This is a genomic window from Pseudomonas sp. AC252 (genome assembly GCF_979258105.1).
Genome location: NZ_OZ409837.1, coordinates 1499794 through 1518723, shown reverse-complemented (window position 1 = coordinate 1518723; position 18930 = coordinate 1499794). Strand labels below are relative to the sequence as shown.

Annotated in this window: 15 protein-coding genes and 1 pseudogene; 8 read left to right on the top strand and 8 right to left on the bottom strand. The window is 62.1% G+C overall.

Features of this window, described 5'->3' with window-relative positions; genetic code table 11:
- Positions 1–123: 123 nt before the first annotated feature.
- Positions 124–741 (bottom strand): C40 family peptidase, encoded by a 618-nt coding sequence (locus ACZZZ4_RS07070; RefSeq protein ID WP_016772733.1) that lies wholly within the window; start codon positions 739–741, stop codon positions 124–126.
- Between the two features lie 248 nt (positions 742–989).
- Between ACZZZ4_RS07070 and ACZZZ4_RS07065 the strand changes: the two genes are divergently transcribed.
- A complete protein-coding gene (locus ACZZZ4_RS07065; RefSeq protein WP_463547507.1) occupies positions 990–1424 on the top strand; it encodes an NINE protein in 435 nt (144 codons plus the stop codon).
- A 146-nt stretch (positions 1425–1570) separates the two neighbouring features.
- Here ACZZZ4_RS07065 and ACZZZ4_RS07060 read toward each other — a convergent pair whose 3' ends face one another.
- From ACZZZ4_RS07060 to gshB, 7 genes and pseudogenes are all read right to left on the bottom strand, one after another.
- Positions 1571–2842: a dihydroorotase gene (locus ACZZZ4_RS07060; protein WP_463547506.1), complete on the bottom strand. Its 1272-nt coding sequence runs from the start codon at positions 2840–2842 to the stop codon at positions 1571–1573.
- Entirely contained in the window at positions 2839–3843 is a 1005-nt protein-coding gene (locus tag ACZZZ4_RS07055; protein ID WP_463547505.1) for an aspartate carbamoyltransferase catalytic subunit, read from the bottom strand. The genes ACZZZ4_RS07060 and ACZZZ4_RS07055 overlap by 4 nt, the downstream gene beginning before the upstream one ends.
- A 27-nt stretch (positions 3844–3870) precedes the next feature.
- The gene (gene pyrR, locus ACZZZ4_RS07050) at positions 3871–4377 is read right to left on the bottom strand and encodes a bifunctional pyr operon transcriptional regulator/uracil phosphoribosyltransferase PyrR (protein WP_024014655.1); all 507 of its coding nucleotides are present in this window, start codon (positions 4375–4377) and stop codon (positions 3871–3873) included.
- Positions 4378–4458: 81 nt separating this feature from the next.
- Positions 4459–4896, bottom strand: coding sequence for a Holliday junction resolvase RuvX (gene ruvX, locus ACZZZ4_RS07045; RefSeq protein WP_463547504.1), 438 nt, complete (start codon positions 4894–4896; stop codon positions 4459–4461).
- Positions 4896–5469 (bottom strand): annotated as a pseudogene (locus ACZZZ4_RS07040) (YqgE/AlgH family protein). The gene ruvX and the pseudogene ACZZZ4_RS07040 overlap by 1 nt, the downstream one beginning before the upstream one ends.
- 169 nt (positions 5470–5638) lie before the next feature.
- Positions 5639–6538 (bottom strand): energy transducer TonB, encoded by a 900-nt coding sequence (locus ACZZZ4_RS07035; protein WP_329515635.1) that lies wholly within the window; start codon positions 6536–6538, stop codon positions 5639–5641.
- Between the two features lie 152 nt (positions 6539–6690).
- A complete protein-coding gene (gshB, locus tag ACZZZ4_RS07030; RefSeq protein ID WP_463547503.1) occupies positions 6691–7662 on the bottom strand; it encodes a glutathione synthase in 972 nt (323 codons plus the stop codon).
- Between the two features lie 225 nt (positions 7663–7887).
- Here gshB and pilG point away from each other — a divergent pair, with 225 nt between their 5' ends.
- From pilG to ACZZZ4_RS06995, 7 genes are all read left to right on the top strand, one after another.
- Positions 7888–8292: a twitching motility response regulator PilG gene (gene pilG / locus ACZZZ4_RS07025; protein WP_016772743.1), complete on the top strand. Its 405-nt coding sequence runs from the start codon at positions 7888–7890 to the stop codon at positions 8290–8292.
- A gap of 60 nt (positions 8293–8352) precedes the next feature.
- Positions 8353–8718 (top strand): twitching motility response regulator PilH, encoded by a 366-nt coding sequence (gene pilH / locus ACZZZ4_RS07020; RefSeq protein ID WP_039757553.1) that lies wholly within the window; start codon positions 8353–8355, stop codon positions 8716–8718.
- 10 nt (positions 8719–8728) lie between these two features.
- Positions 8729–9268 (top strand): chemotaxis protein CheW, encoded by a 540-nt coding sequence (locus tag ACZZZ4_RS07015; protein WP_039757554.1) that lies wholly within the window; start codon positions 8729–8731, stop codon positions 9266–9268.
- A gap of 272 nt (positions 9269–9540) precedes the next feature.
- Positions 9541–11589: a methyl-accepting chemotaxis protein gene (locus ACZZZ4_RS07010; RefSeq protein WP_016772746.1), complete on the top strand. Its 2049-nt coding sequence runs from the start codon at positions 9541–9543 to the stop codon at positions 11587–11589.
- 11 nt (positions 11590–11600) lie between these two features.
- The gene (locus ACZZZ4_RS07005; RefSeq protein ID WP_463547502.1) at positions 11601–17510 is read left to right on the top strand and encodes a hybrid sensor histidine kinase/response regulator; all 5910 of its coding nucleotides are present in this window, start codon (positions 11601–11603) and stop codon (positions 17508–17510) included.
- Positions 17503–17973: a chemotaxis protein CheW gene (locus tag ACZZZ4_RS07000; protein ID WP_463547501.1), complete on the top strand. Its 471-nt coding sequence runs from the start codon at positions 17503–17505 to the stop codon at positions 17971–17973. The genes ACZZZ4_RS07005 and ACZZZ4_RS07000 overlap by 8 nt, the downstream gene beginning before the upstream one ends.
- A gap of 532 nt (positions 17974–18505) precedes the next feature.
- A complete protein-coding gene (locus ACZZZ4_RS06995) occupies positions 18506–18871 on the top strand; it encodes a DUF6124 family protein (RefSeq protein WP_463547500.1) in 366 nt (121 codons plus the stop codon).
- Positions 18872–18930: the final 59 nt, after the last annotated feature.

Here is an 18930-nt window from a genome sequence, read left to right as displayed (position 1 = left end):
GAGTGATCGTTCCCACGCTCTGCGTGGTAATGCAGCCCGGGACGCTCTGCGTCCCTGCCGAAGCGGACGCGGAGCGTCCATTGAGTCATTCCCACGCGGAGCGTGGGAACGATCGATATGGTGTTAGCGCTGGACTACGCGCATCTGCTGTTGCTCTTTCGGCAATACGCGCTTGGCCACGACGTAGTGCTTTTCCCAGTACGGCTTGTTCAGCGTGTCGATGCTCACCGCTTTGCCTCGGCGTGGGGCGTGGATGAAGCGGTCGTTGCCCAGGTAGATGGCAACGTGGTTGACCCGGCGGCTCTTGATGTTGAAGAAAATCAGGTCGCCCGGCTTCAGATCCTTGCGTTCGACCTTCTCGCCGTGACCGCTGGCCATGGCGTTGGAGGTGCGTGGCAGGTCGAACGTAGCGTCGTTGAACGCATATTTCACCAGACCGCTGCAATCGAAGCCTTTACTTGGGCTGCTGCCGCCCCAACGATAAGGTGTACCGAGGACGTTTACCGCACGGCTCAGCACATTGCTGCTTTCCTTGCTCGCCATCGGTGGCACCAGCTTGCTGCGGCTCTTGCTGCTCAGCGTGGTGGTCTTGGACTTGCTGCTTTTGCTCGATGGAGCCGAAGCATGGGATTTAGGGGTGAAGCCGTTGACGTTAGGAAGACGTTGCTCACGATTGGTGGCGTGGGCGGCCAGTGGCATTAATAGGCAAATAGTCAGCCATGTCTTGAAAAATGGTCGCATTAGGCGTGGCTCGTAAGTGATAGCGCGCAACTTTATAACAGCTTTTTTTGCCGTTCCGAGGCCGTTCATCGATTCATGCCGCCGGCTACGGAACCAAAAACGCTCAAAAAGTACGCAATTGTCCGACAGAAGTCAGGTTCTACAAGGGTTTCGCGCTAGCAACGGTAACATTTGCCATACGTCGGCCACCTGTAAAAAAGTCACAAAGAAATGAAGAATATTTATCTATCGAGTTCAATGAGGTCTTAATGAACAGCTATCAGCTACCCCCCGTGAAGGAAAAAGACACTCACAGCAAAGTTATCGGCTACCTGCTGTGGATTTTCGGATTCACGGGAGCGCACCGCTTTTATTACGGCAAGCCGGTGACCGGGACGATCTGGTTTTTCACTTTCGGTTTGCTGGGGATTGGCTGGCTGATCGACGTGTTTCTGATCCCGGCGATGGATCGCGAAGCCGACCTGCGCTTTGCCGCCGGGCCGATCGAGTACAACGTCGCGTGGATCCTGCTGACTTTCCTCGGAGTGTTCGGTGTGCACCGCATGTATCAGGGCAAGTGGATCAGCGGTTTGCTGTATCTGCTGACGGGTGGGTTGTTCTTTATTGGCGTGCTGTATGACTTCTGGACCCTGAACGACCAGGTGTCGGTGCGCAACGCGAAAAATCGCGGCGCCTTCCAGTAAGTTGTGGCGAGGGGATTTATCCCCGTTGGGCCGCGAAGCGGTCCTGAATCCGAGAACGCGGTGGATTTGTTCCACCGCGTGCAATGGCTTCGCGACTGCTACGCAGCCGAGCGGGGATAAATCCCCTCGCCACAATCTCCCTCAAGTCAAGCCTGGTGCGTAATCCGCCCATCCACCAGCGTATAGCGCACCACACCCGGCAGGCTGTGCCCGATGAACGGGCAGTTCTCGCCCTTCGACAGCCATTGCTCGCCGGCTACCGTCGAAGACTTCGGATCGAACAGCACGATATCCGCCGCACCACCCACCGCCAGTTTGCCCGCCGGCAGACGCAGCGCTTCGGCCGGGCCTGCGCTGAGACGTGCCAGCAGCGTCGGCAAGTCGAGCAAACCATCCTCGACCAGCGTCATCGCCAGTGGCAGCAGCAGTTCAACACTGCTGATGCCCGGCTCGGTGGCGCCGAACGGGGCCAGTTTGGCGTCGCGCTCGTGGGGCTGGTGATGGCTGGAGATGGCCGAGACCACCCCGGACTTCACCGCCTCACGCAGGCCATCGCGGTCGGCGCGGGTGCGCAGCGGCGGTTGCACGTGATAGAGGCTGTTGAAGTCGATCAGCGCTTCATCAGTCAGAATCAACTGGTACAGCGCCACATCGGCAGTGACTTTCAGACCACGGGCCTGCGCCTGAGCAATCAGGGCAACACCGCGCGCACTGGTCAACTGGCTGAAATGCGCACGCACGCCGGTCTGCTCGACCAGCAGCAGATCGCGGGCGAGCGCCACGGTTTCGGCGGTTTCCGGGATACCCGGCAGACCCAGGAAACTGGCGACCGCGCCTTCGTGGGCGAGACCGCCCTCGGCCAGATCGTGATCCTGCGAGTTGAAGATCACCGTCAGGTCGAAAGTCGCCGCGTATTCCAGCGCCCGGCACAGGGTGCGGCTGTTGCGGAAGCTTTCCAGGCCGTTGCCGAACGCCACGCAACCAGCGTCGCGCAGGGCCACCAGTTCGGCCAGTTGCTCACCATCGAGACCTTTGCTCAGTGCGCCGATCGGGAACACCTTGGTGTTGCCGGCTTCGCGGGCGCGGTCGAGGATCAGTTCGGCCACGGCCGAGGTGTCGAGCACCGGTCTGGTCTTCGGCGGGCAGCACAGGCTGGTCACGCCACCGGCAGCGGCGGCGCGGGTTTCGCTGACGATCGAGCCTTTGCGGCTGTAGCCCGGCTCGCGGAGGGCAACGTTGAGGTCTACCAGGCCAGGCGCGGCCACCAGGCCATGCGCGTCGATGGTTTCTATTGCGCTGAAACCGGCCGGCGCGGCGCCGAGGGCGACGATCTTGCAGGCTTCAACGTGGATGTCGGTGATTTGATCCAGGCCGCTGCTGGGATCGATGACGCGTGCGCTGAGAATGCTGAGCTTCACTGGGCGTTCTCCTGCTCGAATTGACGTTGCGCAGTCTGCCCGCTCATGGCCATGGACAGCACGGCCATACGAATCGCGATGCCGTAGGTCACTTGATTGAGGATCACCGAGTGCGGGCCGTCGGCCACCGCCGACTCGATCTCCACGCCACGGTTGATCGGCCCCGGGTGCATCACGATGCAATCGGGTTTGGCCCCGGCCAGACGCGCGGTGGTCAGGCCGAACAGGCGATAGAACTCGCCTTCGCTGGGCAGCAGGCCGCCGGTCATGCGCTCGCGCTGCAGGCGCAGCATGATCACCACGTCGACGTCTTTCAGGCCTTCGGCCATGTCGGTGTAGACCTTGACGCCGTATTGCTCGATGCCGATCGGCAGCAGGGTTTTCGGCGCGATCACGCGGATGTCCGGGCAGCCGAGGGTTTTCAGCGCGAGCATGTTCGAGCGCGCCACCCGCGAATGGAGGATGTCGCCGACGATCGCCACCGAGAGGTTTTCGAAACCGCCCTTGTGCCGACGGATGGTGAGCATGTCGAGCATGCCCCGGGTCGGGTGCGCATGCCGGCCGTCACCACCGTTGATGATCGCCACTTGCGGGCAGACATGCTCGGCGATGAAGTGCGCCGCGCCCGAGTCGCCGTGGCGCACGACGAACATGTCGGCGGCCATCGCCTCAAGGTTGCGCAGGGTATCGAGCAACGTTTCGCCCTTGCTCGCCGACGATGTCGACACGTTCAGGGTGATCACGTCTGCCGACAACCGTTGGGCCGCCAGTTCAAACGTGGTGCGGGTGCGCGTGGAGTTCTCGAAGAACACGTTGCACACGGTCTTGCCGCGCAGCAACGGGACTTTCTTCACCGCCCGGGCGCCGACTTCAAGGAACGAGTCGGCAGTGTCGAGGATTTCCGTCAGCAACTCGCGGCGCAAACCGTCGAGCGAGAGGAAGTGGCGCAGCTGGCCCTGATCATTGAGCTGCAGCGGGCGCTTGGTATCTAGAGGCGTCATCGCGAGGGGGACTCTCAATAGGGCGGATTAAAGGGTGACGTCTTGCAGTTCGAGCGTCAGCGGCTCGGGGCCGGACAACTTGACCCGCTGGTTGCCGGCCAGGGTCAAGGTGGCGCCGACCACGTTCGGGCGGATTGGCAACTCGCCGGCGTCCAGGTCCAGCAGGCAGACCAGCGTCACGCTGGCCGGGCGGCCGTAATCGAACAGTTCATTCATGGCGGCGCGGATGGTCCGACCGCTCATCAGCACGTCGTCGATCAGCACCAGATGCTGGCCTTCGATCTCGAAGGGCAGGGCGGACGGGCGCACTTGCGGGTGCAGGCCGTTCTGGCTGAAGTCATCGCGATAGAAGGACACATCCAGCGTACCCAGTGGCGCATCGCTGGCCAGTTCCTTGAGCAGCGCCTGCGCGACCCAGATGCCGCCGGTGCGGATGCCGATGTAACGCGGTTCGCTGATGTCACGCTGGGCAAGGTGCGCCTTGAGGCGGGTCGCCATCTGGCTGATCAGATCGGCGGGATTGGGCAGGCTCATGGTTGCTCCTTCGTGATTCCGCGCTGCGTCCTGCCGGACGAAGCTCGGTTTATAACCAAAAGAAAAGCGCCGAAGCGCTTGTCAGGATTCAAACAATGCAGTGTTTTCATCGAGCCAGCCCTGCAGCAGCAGGGCAGCGGCGATGGCGTCCACCGGGTTGTCGCGGTAACTGCCTTTCTGCCCGCCACGCACCAGTCGCTCGCCCTTGGCTTCGAAAGTGGTCAGGCGTTCGTCGTGGGTATAGAAGGGCAGGTTGTAGCGGCCGTTGAGGCGGCGGGCGAATTTCTTCGCGCGTACGCACATCTCGCTGGGCGTGCCGTCCATGTTCAACGGCAGGCCGACCACCACGGCGTCGGGTTTCCATTCCTTGATCAGCGCTTCGACCTGATCCCAGTTCGGCACGCCGTTTTGTGCCTTGAGCGTGCACAGTTCGCGGGCCTGGCCGGTAATCACCTGGCCGACCGCGACGCCGATCTGTTTGGTGCCGTAGTCGAAGCCGAGAATCAGGCGCAGGGCCATCAGGCGTGACCTGCCTGGCTGGTGAGCAGATTGAGATCGATGCCCAAGTGCCGCGCCGCCGCTTCCAGGCGCAATTCGCTGCGGGTATTGAACAGAATGTCGGCGTTGAACGGGCAGGTCAGCCAGGCGTTGTCGGCCAGTTCAGCCTCCAGCTGCCCGGCCTCCCAGCCGGCGTAACCGAGGGTGATCAGGCTCTGCGCGGGGCCGACGCCGTCGGCGATGGCGAACAGCACGTCCTGCGACGTCGACAGGGCCAGGTCGCCGTCCAGCTGCGCGGTGGCCTGGAAAGTCTGGCCCGCCGGGTGCAGGACGAAACCGCGATCGGTCTGCACCGGCCCGCCGATGAAGATCGGCACATCCTGGCAGCGCGCGGGCGGCTCGATGTCCGGGCGCAACTGTTCGAGGATGTCGGCCAGGTTCAAGTCTTGCGGCCTCGTTGACCACCAGCCCCATCGCGCCATTGGCCGTGTGCTCGACGATGTAGGTCAAGGTGTGGGCAAAGTTCGGGTCGGCCATGTGTGGCATGGCGATCAGGAAGTGATGCTTGAGGTAGCTGGGGCTGACGTTTTTCATGAGCGCTAGTGTGGCGTTCGAGGGGCGAACTGACAAGCTGGAGATGCTGACAACACAATTCCGATGTGGGAGCGAGCCTGCTCGCGAATGCGGTGGATCAGTCACATTAATATTGAATGACACACCGCATTCGCGAGCAGGCTCGCTCCCACAGGGTTTTGCAGGGTCTTTAATTGCTGGAGAGCTTGTCGCCCCGGGCAAATTTCCAGGTGCGGATGATTTCCAGGCGGTCGATGTCCGACAGATCGCCGGTAAACGGTGCAAACGGTGCGGCCAGGCGGACGATGCGCTGCGCCGCCTGATCAAGCAGCGGCTGGCCGGAGGATTCCAGCACCAGCACTTCATACAGCGAACCGTCGCGGTTGATCGAGACCATCAGGCGCAAATTACCGTAGATCTGCTTGCGTCGCGCTTCTTCGGGATAGTTGAGGTTGCCGATGCGCTCGACCTTCTTGCGCCAGTCGTCCTTGTACCAGGCGCCTTTGTCGCGCATGGTCGAGGCCGCGCTCAAGCGGTGGATGCGTGGGCGTTTGGCGTAAAGCTGTTGTTCCTTGGCCAGCTCCGCCTCAAGGCTGGCGATGTCGCTGGACAACTGCGAGCTGTCGAACGCCGGCGCGTCGACGGTCGGTTTGACTTCGGTTTTGCTTTCTTCTTTCTTGGTCGGCGCTTTCTTTGGTTTCGGCGCGACGGTGGTCACCGCTGCTTTCGGTGCGGCTTCCTGCACCTCTGGCTTGGCCGCGGGCGGCGGGGTGACCTTTTTCACCTGATTGTCCTGGAACGGCGCGACTTCGGTGGTCTTGGGCAGGGCTTTCTTGTCCAGCGTGCCGCTGCCTTCCTGGTTTTCCTGAGCGAGAAAATCTGCCTTTTCCGGTTTCTTCTCGGCCTTGAAGGTGGCCAGGGTGATTTCCAGGGTTTTGCTGATCTGCTGCGGCTCGACCATGGTAAAGCCGACGCCGAGCAGCAGCGCCAGGTGAATCAGCGCCGCGAGAAACAGGGTAAAACCGAGGCGATCGGCCGGGCGCACGCCACGATGGGCGAGTTCAGCAGGCAGATCGGACGGCAGAGTCATCGTAGAAAAACCAACATCGCGTTTTTTGGGCTCGGCATGATAACGCAATGTTGGTTTTTAGCTGCAAGCGACGAGCTTCAAGCGACAAGCTGCATAGGGGCAGCTGCAAGTTTCGAGCTGCAAGCTGCAAGTTAAGAGCTTGCCGCCTGGCTTTAAGCTTGTGGCTTGCGGCTCGAAGCTTGCAGCTTGCTTTCGATAGCATTCATGAGCATGCCGCCGATATCGGTGCCGAACGCATTGTCGATTTCACGGATGCAGGTCGGGCTGGTGACGTTGATTTCGGTCAGGTGCTCGCCGATCACGTCGAGGCCGACGAACAGCAGGCCTTTCTCGCGCAGGGTGGGTCCGACCTGGGCGGCGATCCAGCGATCCTTATCGGTCAGCGGACGCGCTTCGCCACGGCCACCGGCGGCGAGGTTGCCACGGGTTTCGCCCATGGCCGGGATCCGCGCCAGGCAATAATCCACCGGCTCGCCATCGATCATCAGGATGCGCTTGTCGCCATCGACGATCGCCGGCAGGTAACCCTGAATCATGATCTGCTGCTTGCCGTGCAGGGTCAGGGTTTCGAGGATCACCGAGAGGTTCGGGTGGCCGGCGGTGTGGCGGAAGATCGACGAACCGCCCATGCCGTCCAGCGGCTTGAGGATCACGTCACCGTGATGGTCGGCGAACTGACGCAATACGTCCGGGCGGCGGCTGACGATGGTCGGCGGCGTGCACTGCGGAAACAGCGTGGCAAACAGCTTTTCATTGCAGTCGCGCAGGCTCTGCGGCTTGTTCACCACCAGCACGCCGGCGGCTTCGGCCTGTTCCAGCAGGTAAGTGGAGTAGACGAACTCCATGTCGAACGGCGGATCCTTGCGCATCAGGACCACGTCCAGGTCGCTCAGCAGTTTGTCCTGCTCGGCGTCCAGTTCGAACCATTTGTCCGGGTTGGCGAAGACTTTCAGCGGGCTCATCCGCGCCCGCGCCTGGCCCTCGGCCTGATACAGGTCTTTCTGTTCCATGTAGAACAGTTCCCAGCCACGCTTTTGCGCGGCCAGCAGCATGGCCAGCGAGCTATCCTTTTTATAGGAGATGCTGGCGATAGGGTCCATGACAATCCCGACGCGAACGCTCATTGGGTTTTCCTCGAAATTTGGCTACCGGATCGGTATTGAAAAAGTGCCGCCAGAGTGGCGCCGGGCGGGTTTTCGGTCAAGGAAAAACCCGTCGATAGATTGCATCTGGAGACTGTGCTAAAAAGGCTGGCAGATCGCGCCGACCCTTGGCTATCAAGGGTTTCAGGCCATTATTCACAGCAAAACGGACAATTTGATTCGCAAAGGCGACGGTAGAACCCTCTTATGGAACAGCAGTCCAGCGCCTTGAAGGTCATGGTGATCGACGACTCGAAAACGATTCGCCGCACCGCCGAAACATTGTTGAAGAACGTCGGTTGCGAAGTGATCACTGCCATCGACGGTTTCGATGCGCTGGCGAAGATCGCCGACCACCATCCCGGGATCATCTTTGTCGACATCATGATGCCGCGTCTGGATGGTTATCAGACCTGCGCTTTAATCAAGAACAACAGTGCGTTCAAGGCCACGCCGGTGATCATGCTGTCATCGCGTGACGGGCTGTTCGACAAGGCCAAGGGGCGGATTGTCGGCTCTGATCAATTTCTGACCAAGCCGTTCAGCAAAGAAGAACTGCTCAACGCGATCCAGGCCCATGTTCCGGGCTTCGCCGCCGTTTTGCCGCAGTAACACACGCACAGTGACGCTCGGCCAGCGGGCCGGCAGTCGACCAGAAAAATGGGGAAGACCATGGCACGTATCCTGATCGTCGATGATTCGCCGACTGAAATGTACAAACTCACCGGCATGCTCGAAAAGCACGGCCATGAAGTGCTCAAGGCCGAGAACGGCGCCGACGGCGTGGCCCTGGCCCGTCAGGAAAAACCCGACGCCGTGCTGATGGACATCGTCATGCCCGGCCTCAATGGTTTTCAGGCGACCCGCCAGTTGACCAAGGATGCCGACACCGCGCACATCCCGGTGATCATCATCACCACCAAGGATCAGGAAACCGACAAGGTCTGGGGCACCCGTCAGGGCGCCAAGGATTACCTGACCAAACCGGTCGACGAAGACACCCTGATCAAGACCCTGAACAACGTCCTCAAAGGCTGATCGCGCGATCATGAGCGAATCGCTGACTGCGTTCGAACTGCTCTGGCAGATCGACCAGCGCTGCCGCTTGCTGGCGGCGGACCTGCCGTCGCAAGCGGCGCGCCCGGATCGCTGGAGCGGCATCGGCTTTCGCCTCGGCGAGCATTGGTATGTGGCGCCGATGGGCGAAGTCAGCGAAGTTTTGCATGAGCCGCGCTTCACCCAGTTGCCCGGGGTCAAGCCGTGGGTCAAGGGGGTGGCTAACCTTCGCGGGCGGCTGCTGCCGATCATGGACCTGTGCGGGTTCTTCGGCCATGAGCTGTCGCCGCTGCGTAAACAGCGGCGGGTATTGGTGGTGGAACATGAAGACGTGTTCGCCGGGGTGATGGTCGACGAGGTGATCGGATTGCAGCATTTCGAACAGGGCAGTTTCGAACCACTGTCGATCAGCAAGCGCCAGGGCTCCAAGGCCGAATTCGTCAAAGGCTATTTCCGCCGCGAACAGAATTGGCGGGTGTTCAGCCTGTTTGCGTTGGCCAAATCCCCGGTGTTCATGGGTGTGGCTCTATAGCACGAACAACACAGAACCCATTGGGTGGAATGGGCCATGTGATCAGGAAAATTGTGGGTCAGACAGACCTGTGGCGAGGGGATTTATCCCCGATGGTTGGCGAAGCCGACCCAAGACCTGTATTTGAGATGTAGCCGATACGACTCAGGTTTTTGGGGCCGCTGCGCGACCTATCGGGGATAAATCCCCTCGCCACAAAATTTCTTCATCATGAGGTTGCCTCCCACAGGGATTGCAGCAGGCCTCAAAGGTGTGGGTTAAGGCGAGGACCGATGACAAAAGCAAAAACAGGCAAGTCGGCAGAAGCATCGCGCAGCCGTGCGCAGATCATCGTGCTGTTTATCGCACTGATCGTGTTCATCATGCTGCTGTTCGCCAACTTCGCTTACCTCAACACCCAGGCGAACTACGACAAGCAGTACATCGGCCACGCCGGTGAGCTACGCGTGCTCTCGCAACGCATCGCCAAGAACGCCACCGAAGCGGCGGCGGGCAAGGCGGCGGCGTTCAAACTGCTCAGCGATGCGCGCAACGATTTCGCCCAGCGCTGGGGTTACCTGAAAAAGGGTGACCCGAACACCGGCCTGCCGCCGGCACCCGTCGCCGTGCGCCCGGAAATGCGTGCGGTGCAGATGGACTGGGAACGCCTGCTGAAAAACACCGATGCGATCCTCACCAGCGAACAGACCGTGCTGTCGCTGCATCAAGTCGCCGCGACACTCGCAGAAACCGTGCCGCAATTGCAGATCGAATACGAGAAAGTCGTGGAAATCCTCCTGCAGCGCGGCGCCCCGGCGGCGCAGGTGGCGATGGCGCAACGGCAATCGCTGTTGGCTGAACGCATTCTTGGCGCAGTCAACACCGTGCTCGCCGGTGACGAAAACTCGCAGCAGGCCGCCGACGCCTTTGGCCGCGATGCCGCGCGTTTCGGTCTGGTGCTCAACGGCATGTTGCAAGGCAACCCGGCGCTGAAAATCAGCCAGGTCGAAGACCGCGACGCCCGTGCGCGTTTGAGCGAAATCTCCGAGCTGTTCCAGTTCGTTTCCGGCTCCGTGGATGAAATCCTCGAAACCTCGCCTGAGCTGTTCAAGGTCCGCGAGTCGGCCAGCAACATCTTCACCCTGTCGCAAACCCTGCTCGACGAAGCTTCGCACCTTGCTACAGGTTTCGAGCACCTGGCCGGCGGGCGCAACACCGACACCATTGGCGGCTATGTGCTGGGCTTGCTTGCGCTGGCCTCGATCATCCTCATCGGCCTGGTCATGGTCCGCGAAACCAATCGCCAGTTGCGCGAAACGGCCGAAAAGAACGAGCGCAACCAGAACGCAATCATGCGCCTGCTCGACGAAATCGAAGACCTTGCCGATGGCGACCTCACGGTGACCGCGTCGGTGACCGAAGACTTCACCGGCACCATCGCCGACTCGATCAACTATTCCGTCGACCAGTTGCGCGATCTGGTGGCGACCATCAACCTCACCGCCGGCCAGGTTGCCGCCGCCGTGCAGGAAACCCAGGCCACCGCCATGCACCTGGCCCAGGCCTCGGAGCAACAGGCCCAGCAGATTTCCGAAGCCTCGACAGCGATCAGTGACATGGCCGAGTCCATCGATCAAGTCTCGGCCAACGCTGCCGAATCGTCGGCGGTGGCCGAGCGCTCGGTGGAAATCGCCAACAAGGGCAACGAGGTGGTGCACAACACCATCCACGGCATGGACAACATTCGCGAACAGATTCAGGACACCGCCAAGCGCATCAAGCGCCTCGGCGAATCGTCCCAGGAAATCGGCGACATCGTCAGCCTGATCGACGACATCGCCGACCAGACCAACATCCTCGCCCTCAACGCGGCGATCCAGGCATCGATGGCCGGGGATGCCGGGCGCGGTTTTGCCGTGGTTGCCGACGAAGTGCAGCGGCTGGCCGAACGTTCGTCCGCCGCGACCCGGCAGATCGAAACCCTGGTGCGAGCGATTCAGGCCGACACCAACGAAGCGGTGATTTCCATGGAACAGACCACCACCGAAGTGGTGCGCGGCGCGCGACTGGCGCAGGATGCCGGTGTGGCCCTGGAAGAAATCGAAGGCGTGTCCAAGACCCTCGCGGCGCTGATCCAGAGCATTTCCAACGCGGCGCAGCAGCAGACCTCTTCGGCCGGGCAGATCTCGCTGACGATGAACGTGATCCAGCAGATCACCTCGCAGACTTCGTCGGGGTCCACGGCCACCGCCGAGAGCATCGGCAACCTGGCGAAAATGGCCAGTCAGTTGCGCCGTTCGGTGTCCGGTTTCACCTTGCCGGCGGCGACAGATAAAGCGTGAGTGGAGTGGTTATGGGTGATCGGCACGACTACGTGGCCCTGGAATGGGTCAAGGGCGAAATTGCCGAAACGCTGAAGCTGGCGCATCAGGCGATCGAGGCCGTGCTCGACGATCCGCAGGCCGTCCCCGGGCTGGACGAGTGTCTGGCGTACATTCATCAGGTCCACGGCAGCCTGCAAATGGTCGAGTTCTACGGCGCAGCGTTGCTCGCCGAAGAAATGGAGCATCTGGTCGAAGCCCTGCAACATCAACGCGTGCCACACCGCGACGAAGCCTTGCACCTGATGCTGCAAGCCCTGGGGCAATTGCCGCTTTACCTTGACCGCGTGCAGAACGCCCGCCGCGACCTGCCGCTGGTAGTGTTGCCGCTGATCAACGATCTGCGCAGCGCTCGTGGTGAAAGCCTGTTGGCGGAAACCAGCCTGTTCAGCCCGCCGCTGCCCGAGCTCGCGCCGATCAGCGACGCGGCACTCGCGACACTGGAACCGCCCGATCTGCCGAACGTGCTGCGCAAACTGCGGCAGATGCTGCAAATGGCATTGGTCGGTCTGCTGCGCGAACAGGACGACCAGACGCACCTTGGCTATCTGGCCAAGGTCTTCAGCCGTCTCGAAGCGCTTTGCGGCGACGCGCCGTTGAGCCCGTTGTGGCAGGTCGCCTCGGCGTTGGTCGAGGGCATGCGCGAGGGCGCCATCGCCAACAGTCCGGCGCTGCGCAGCCTGTTCAAGGACGCCGACCAAGAGCTCAAGCGCCTGCTCGAACAGGGCATCGTCGGGCTCAATCAGCCGGCGCCGGCCGAGCTGCTGAAAAGCCTGTTGTTCTATATTGCCAAAGCCGAACATCCCACCGGGCAGATGCTGACCATGAAAGATCGCTACTCCCCGGACGACGCGTTGCCCGACAGCGCGATGGTCGATGAAGAACGCGCGCGCCTCGCCGGCCCCGACCGCGATGCCATGCGCTCGGTGCTGGCAGCGCTGTGCGAAGAGCTGGTGCGGGTCAAGGAGCGCCTCGATCTGTTCGTGCGCAGCGACCGCCAGCACGCTTCGGATCTGGACAGCCTGCTCGCGCCGCTGCGGCAGATCGCCGACACCCTCGCGGTGCTGGGTTTCGGCCAGCCGCGCAAGGTCATCATCGACCAATTGGCGGTGGTGCTCAGCCTCGCTCAGGGCCAGCGCGAACCGAACGACGCAATCCTCATGGACGTCGCCGGGGCCTTGCTCTACGTCGAAGCAACGCTGGCCGGCATGGTCGGCACGGTGGAGACGCAAAGCGCCGACGACACGCGCCTGCCGACCACCGACCTGACACAGATCCATCAGATTGTGATCAAGGAAGCGCGCATCTGCCTGCAACAGGCCAAGGACATGATCGTCGATTACATCGACGCCGATTGGGACCGCCAGCATCTGCAATCGCTGCCCGAACTGCTGACGCAGGTGCGCGGCGCGCTGGCGATGATTCCGCTGGCCCGCGCAGCGAGTCTGGTCGAGGCCTGCAACGGCTTCATTCGCGAGCATTTGATGCTTGATGCCCACGAACCGGGTTGGGAACAACTCGACCATCTGGCCGATGTGATCAGCAGCCTGGAGTATTACCTCGAACGCCTGAGCGACGACCCGCAGGCGCCCGCCGAGCATCTGCTCGATGTCGCGCAAAACAGCCTCGCCAGCCTCGGCTTCTTCGCCAACGAGCAGCCCGGCGAAGCGCAAGTGCCGGTGCTCGATGAGGTACTCAGCCCCAGCGAAGCCCAGGTCATGCAGGATCTGCAAACTCTCGACGACCCTGACGTCGTGCAGTCGCTGGCCGAGGTGCTGGCCAGCCCGTTGTCGGCGCTCAACCCGCCGGCGCGCAACAGCCCCGACAGCCTGATGCCGCCGCCGGCCGATGAAGAACCGGTCGACGATGAACTGCGCGAAGTGTTCCCGGAGGAAACCGACGAAGTTCTCGCAGTTCTCCACGAATACCTGCCGCGCTGGACCGCCAATCCCCAGGACCGCGCCGCGCTGACCGAACTGCGCCGGGCTTTCCATACCTTGAAGGGCAGCGGTCGCATGGTCCGCGCGCTGGTCCTCGGCGAGCTGGCCTGGGCGGTGGAAAACCTGCTCAATCGCGTGCTCGAACAAAGCGTCGAGCCCGGCGCAGTGCTGCGCCAATTGCTCGACGACACGGTGTTGCTGCTGCCCGAGCTGATCAACGAATTTGCCACCCAGCGCCAACGCCAGCGCAGCGATGTCGACCAACTCGCCGCACGCGCCCACGCGTTGGCCAAAGGCGATGAGCCGCTGGCTGCCGAAGACACCGACGACGTCGCCGCCCTCGATCCGCTGCTGCTGGAAATCTTCCGCAAAGAAGCCGAAACCCACCTTGCCAGCCTCAACCGTTTCCTCGATCAGGCCGCCGAACAGGTGCCGTTGCCGGCCAGCGACGAACTGCAACGGGCGCTGCACACGCTCAAGGGCAGTGCCTCGATGGCCGGCGTATTGCCGATGGCCGAACTGGCGGCTTCACTGGATCAACTGGCCCGCGAGTTCAAGGCGCATCAGTTGCCGCTGGATCTGGACGAGGTCGAATTGCTGCTCGAAGCCGAGGGCCTGTTCCGCGTCGGCCTGCGCCAGCTCAAACACGATCCGCTGGCGCCGATTGTCGGTGCGCAGTCGCTGATCAAACGCACCGAGGCGCTGCTCGCCGAGCGCCTGCAAGGCAGCACCGATGGCGCTGACAGCGGCCTGCGCCTCAAGCGCGATCCGCAACTGATCAACAACTTCCTCGCCCAGGGCATGGACATCCTCCTCGACGCGGAAAACCTCTTGCAGCGCTGGCAGCAGCACCCCGGCGAACGCCAGGAACTCAGCGCCTTGCTCGATGAACTGACCACCCTCGGCGAAGGCGCGCATCTGGCCGATCTGCAGGCGGTCGATGGCCTCTGCGAAGCCTTGCTCGACTTGTATGGCGCGGTGGAAGAAAGCAGCCTGGCGGTCAGCGAGCGGTTTTTCCACGAAGCGCAACTGGCCCACGAAGCGCTGATCAACATGCTCGACGAACTCGCCGCCGGCCAGGAAATCACCCCGCAGCCGGAGCGGATTCGTGCCTTGCAGGAACTGCTCGACGAAGGCCTCGACCCGGCGGCGATGGGCCTGATCCGCAGCGATGGCAGCCGCACCCTGGACATTCGCGAGCTGGGCAGCGCCACCACCCAATTGCAGCAATCGGTTGCCGCCCTCGAGCCGGACGATGAAATCGTCGAAATCTTCCTCGAAGAGGCGGTGGACATTCTCGACAGCGCCGGGCAAGCCTTGCAGCGCTGGCTCAAGGACCCGGACAACGCTGCGCCACTGTCGTCATTGCAGCGCGACTTGCACACGCTGAAGGGCGGCGCGCGCATGGCCGAGGTCGAGGCCGTCGGCGACCTCGCCCAGGAGCTGGGAAATCTCTACGAAGGGCTGGTTGATCGACGCTACAACCACAGCGCCGCGCTCGAAGGTTTGTTGCAGCACAGTCATGAGCGTTTGGCACTGATGCTCGAGCAACTGCAAGCGCATCAAGCGCTGACCCCGGCGCAGGATCTGATCGACGCGATCCGTCAGTTGCGTCAGAGCCAGGCCGCCAGCGAATCTGCCCCCGCAACGGTCGAACACGACAACGCCGGGCATGATCCGGAGTTGCTGGAGATCTTCCTTGAAGAAGGTTTCGACATCATCGAAAGCTCCGGCGCCGCGCTGTTGCGTTGGCAGGCCGAGCCGGGCAACCGTCAGGAAGTCGAAACCCTGCTGCGCGATCTGCACACCCTCAAGGGTGGCGCGCGGATGGTCGAAATCGGCCCGATCGGCGACCTCGCCCATGAGCTGGAATTTCTCTACGAAAGCCTCTCTAGCGGTGCGCTGCAACCGTCCGCCGAGCTGTTCGCGCTGGTGCAGCGCGGCCATGACCGACTGGCGCAAATGCTCGATGGCGTGCGCGCCGGGCAGCCGTGCCCGCCGGCCGATCGGCTGATCAGCGCGATCCAGAATTTCAGCCATCCGGCGCAGGTTGAAGCGCCGCTGGCGCCAGCTCCGGTGATCAAGCCTGAGGCAGCGCCACCGGCGGCCGATGCTGGCGCGGACATGGTCAAGGTTTCTTCCGAACTGCTCGATGAACTGGTCAATCTGGCCGGGGAAACCTCGATCTTTCGGGGGCGAATCGAGCAGCAAGTCAACGATGCGCAGGTTGCTCTCAACGAGATGGAAACCACCATCGAGCGCATGCGCGATCAGTTGCGCCGGCTCGACACGGAAACCCAGGGGCGCATCCTCAGCCGTCAGCAAGTCGACGGTGAGCGCCTCGGTTATGAAGATTTCGATCCGCTGGAAATGGACCGCCATTCGCAGCTTCAGCAACTGTCGCGGGCGCTGTTCGAATCCGCCTCGGACCTGCTCGACCTCAAGGAAACCCTCGACCGCCGCAACCACGATGCGGAGAACCTGTTGCAGCAACAGGGGCGGATCAACACCGAATTACAGGAAGGCCTGATGCGCACGCGCATGGTGCCGTTCGAACGCATGGTGCCGCGTCTGAAACGCATCGTGCGTCAGGTCGCCGAGGAGCTGGGCAAGGATGTCGCCTTCGTCGTCGGCAATGCCGATGGCGAGATGGACCGCAACGTGCTGGAGCGCATGGCCGCGCCGCTGGAACACATGCTGCGCAACGCCGTCGACCATGGCCTCGAATCCGCCGAGGTGCGGTTGGCGGCGGGCAAACCGGCGCAAGGGCAGATCACCCTTGATCTGTCGCGCGAGGGCGGCGACATGGTTTTCGACATCCGCGATGACGGCGCCGGGGTGCCGCTGGAAGCCGTGCGGCGCAAAGCGATCAAGCGCGGTCTGCTGGCGCCCGATGCCGAGATCAGCGACCGCGACGTGTTGCAGTTCATCCTTCAGCCGGGTTTCTCCACGGCAGAGAAAATCACTCAGATTTCCGGGCGTGGCGTCGGCATGGACGTGGTCCACGAAGAAGTGCGCCAGCTCGGCGGCAGCATGAGCATCGATTCGGTGCCGGGGCAGGGCGTGCATTTCCGCATTCGCTTGCCGTTCACCGTGTCGGTTAACCGCGCGCTGATGGTGCAGTGCGCTGAGGATCAGTACGCGATCCCGCTGAATACCATCGAAGGCATCGTGCGTGTGTTGCCGAATGATCTGGAAGGGCACTTCCGTCAGGATCCGCCGAGCTATCAATACGCCGGCCAGCGTTATGAGCTGTGCTACCTCGGCGAGCTGTTGAAGACTGCGCCACGGCCAAAACTGCTCGGGCAGAACCTGCCGTTGCCGGTGCTGTTGGTGCATTACAACGACCGCCACATTGCCGTGCTGGTCGACGCCATGGCCGGCACCCGTGAAATCGTGGTCAAAAGCCTCGGCGCACAATTCGCGGCGGTGCAGGGCGTGTCGGGGGCGACGATTCTCGGCGATGGCCGGGTGGTGCTGATTCTGGATCTGCTCGCACCGATCCGCGCGATGCAGGCGCGCCTGGCGCAGGAGCCGTCACTCACGGAGATCGACAGCGAACCGCACAAGCCGCTGCTGATCATGGTCGTCGATGACTCGGTGACGGTGCGCAAGGTCACCAGCCGTTTGCTCGAGCGTCACGGCATGAACGTGCTGACCGCCAAGGACGGTGTCGATGCGATGCTGCTGCTTGAAGAACACACGCCCGACCTGATGCTGCTCGACATCGAAATGCCGCGCATGGACGGCTTCGAAGTCGCCACCCAGGTGCGCGCCGACGAACGCCTGCGCCACTTGCCGATCATCATGATCACCTCGCGCACCGGGCAGAAACACCGCGACCGCGCCATGGCCATCGGCGTCAACGACTACCTCGGCAAGCCGTATCAGGAATCGGTGTTGCTGGAGAGCATCGCCCAGTGGAGCAAGAAACATGCATGAACACCGGCACAACCCGCGCACCGGCCAGTTGACCGGGCTGCTGCTGCCGCTGGCCGATCGCAACCTGATCCTGCCCAATGTCGCCATCGCCGAGCTGATCGACTACCAGGCCAGCGCCTTCGACCTCGACACACCGCCGTGGTACCTGGGGCGGGTGACCTGGCGCGAGCGGCAGATTCCGCTGATCAGTTTCGAATCGGCCTGCGGGCAGAAAATCGTCATCGGCGAACGGGCGCGGATCGTCATCCTGAATGCGCTGGGCGGCTTGCCGGAGCTGAGATTCATCGCGCTGCTGGTGCAGGGGATTCCTCGCTCCTACAAGCTGGACAGTCAGTTGAGTTATGTCGATGTGCCGTTGTGCGCGCTGGAGCAGGCAGCGGTGCAGGTGGGCGAGCAGGTGGCGAAGGTGCCGGATTTGTTGGGGCTGGAGAAGTTACTGGTGGATGCGGGATTGGTTTATTGATTTGCGTTTGTGGTGTCCTGGCGGGCGTATTCGCGAGCAAGCCCGCTCCCACAGTGGAGCGATGTCGTACACAAAATCTGCGTACCCTGAAGCTCCCATGTGGGAGCGGGCTTGCTCGCGAAAGCGCCAGTCGCGGCAGCAAATTCCTACGGGTAGATCCCCAATCCAGATCAGCCAATAAACAACAATTGATTGAGGTGTTTAAAGACACCCAGTGTTACGCCGCACCAGCCTACAAATCCTTGCGCCGCTGCCTACGCCTGCGCCAGAATCCGCCGGCTTGTGCGCCCAGGGCTTGCTGCGTAACTTGGATCGGGTCACTGATTCCCAGTGATCGGGTTTAGCAGCCCGTGGTCAATCTGAGGTTGCACGAGCACCGTCAGCCAGGCTTCACGTCTGCACTTGATGGCGGCTGTGCGCAGGGCGCTTCGGCGCGCCGGCTTCCTTAGGTTCCCCGGTCTGCTAACCTGCGTTCAGCTGCCACCCCTTCTTTTAGCAGAGATGCGGTTGCGGCTTTATCCGGAACCTGAAGATGAAAAAACCATCGCCCAATCCGCCGACCAAAGACCCGGCATCGCCCTACCAATCCCCCGACTCAAAGAAATTCCACGAAGCCGCCGAGCGCGCCCTCGACCATTATCTCGGCCCACCCAGCGCTGACTTCATGGCCCCGCCTTACACCCCCAACACGCTGTACATGGCCAACCCCGAAGCCGACACCGAATCCTTGCTGGCCGACGCCTGTGAAACCCTGGGTTCGGCGACGGTGATGCTGCACAACCACGCAGCTTCCGTGGACGGCTCTCAGCGCAAGACCCTGCAGGGCATCGCGCAGATTGTCATGGTGGCAGAGATGGCGGTGAACCGGGTGCTGGACAAACTGGTGCCAACCGACTGAGCGAGTGCGCTGAGGCGACTGGCCTCTTCGCGAGCAGGCTCGCTCCCACAATTGGAATG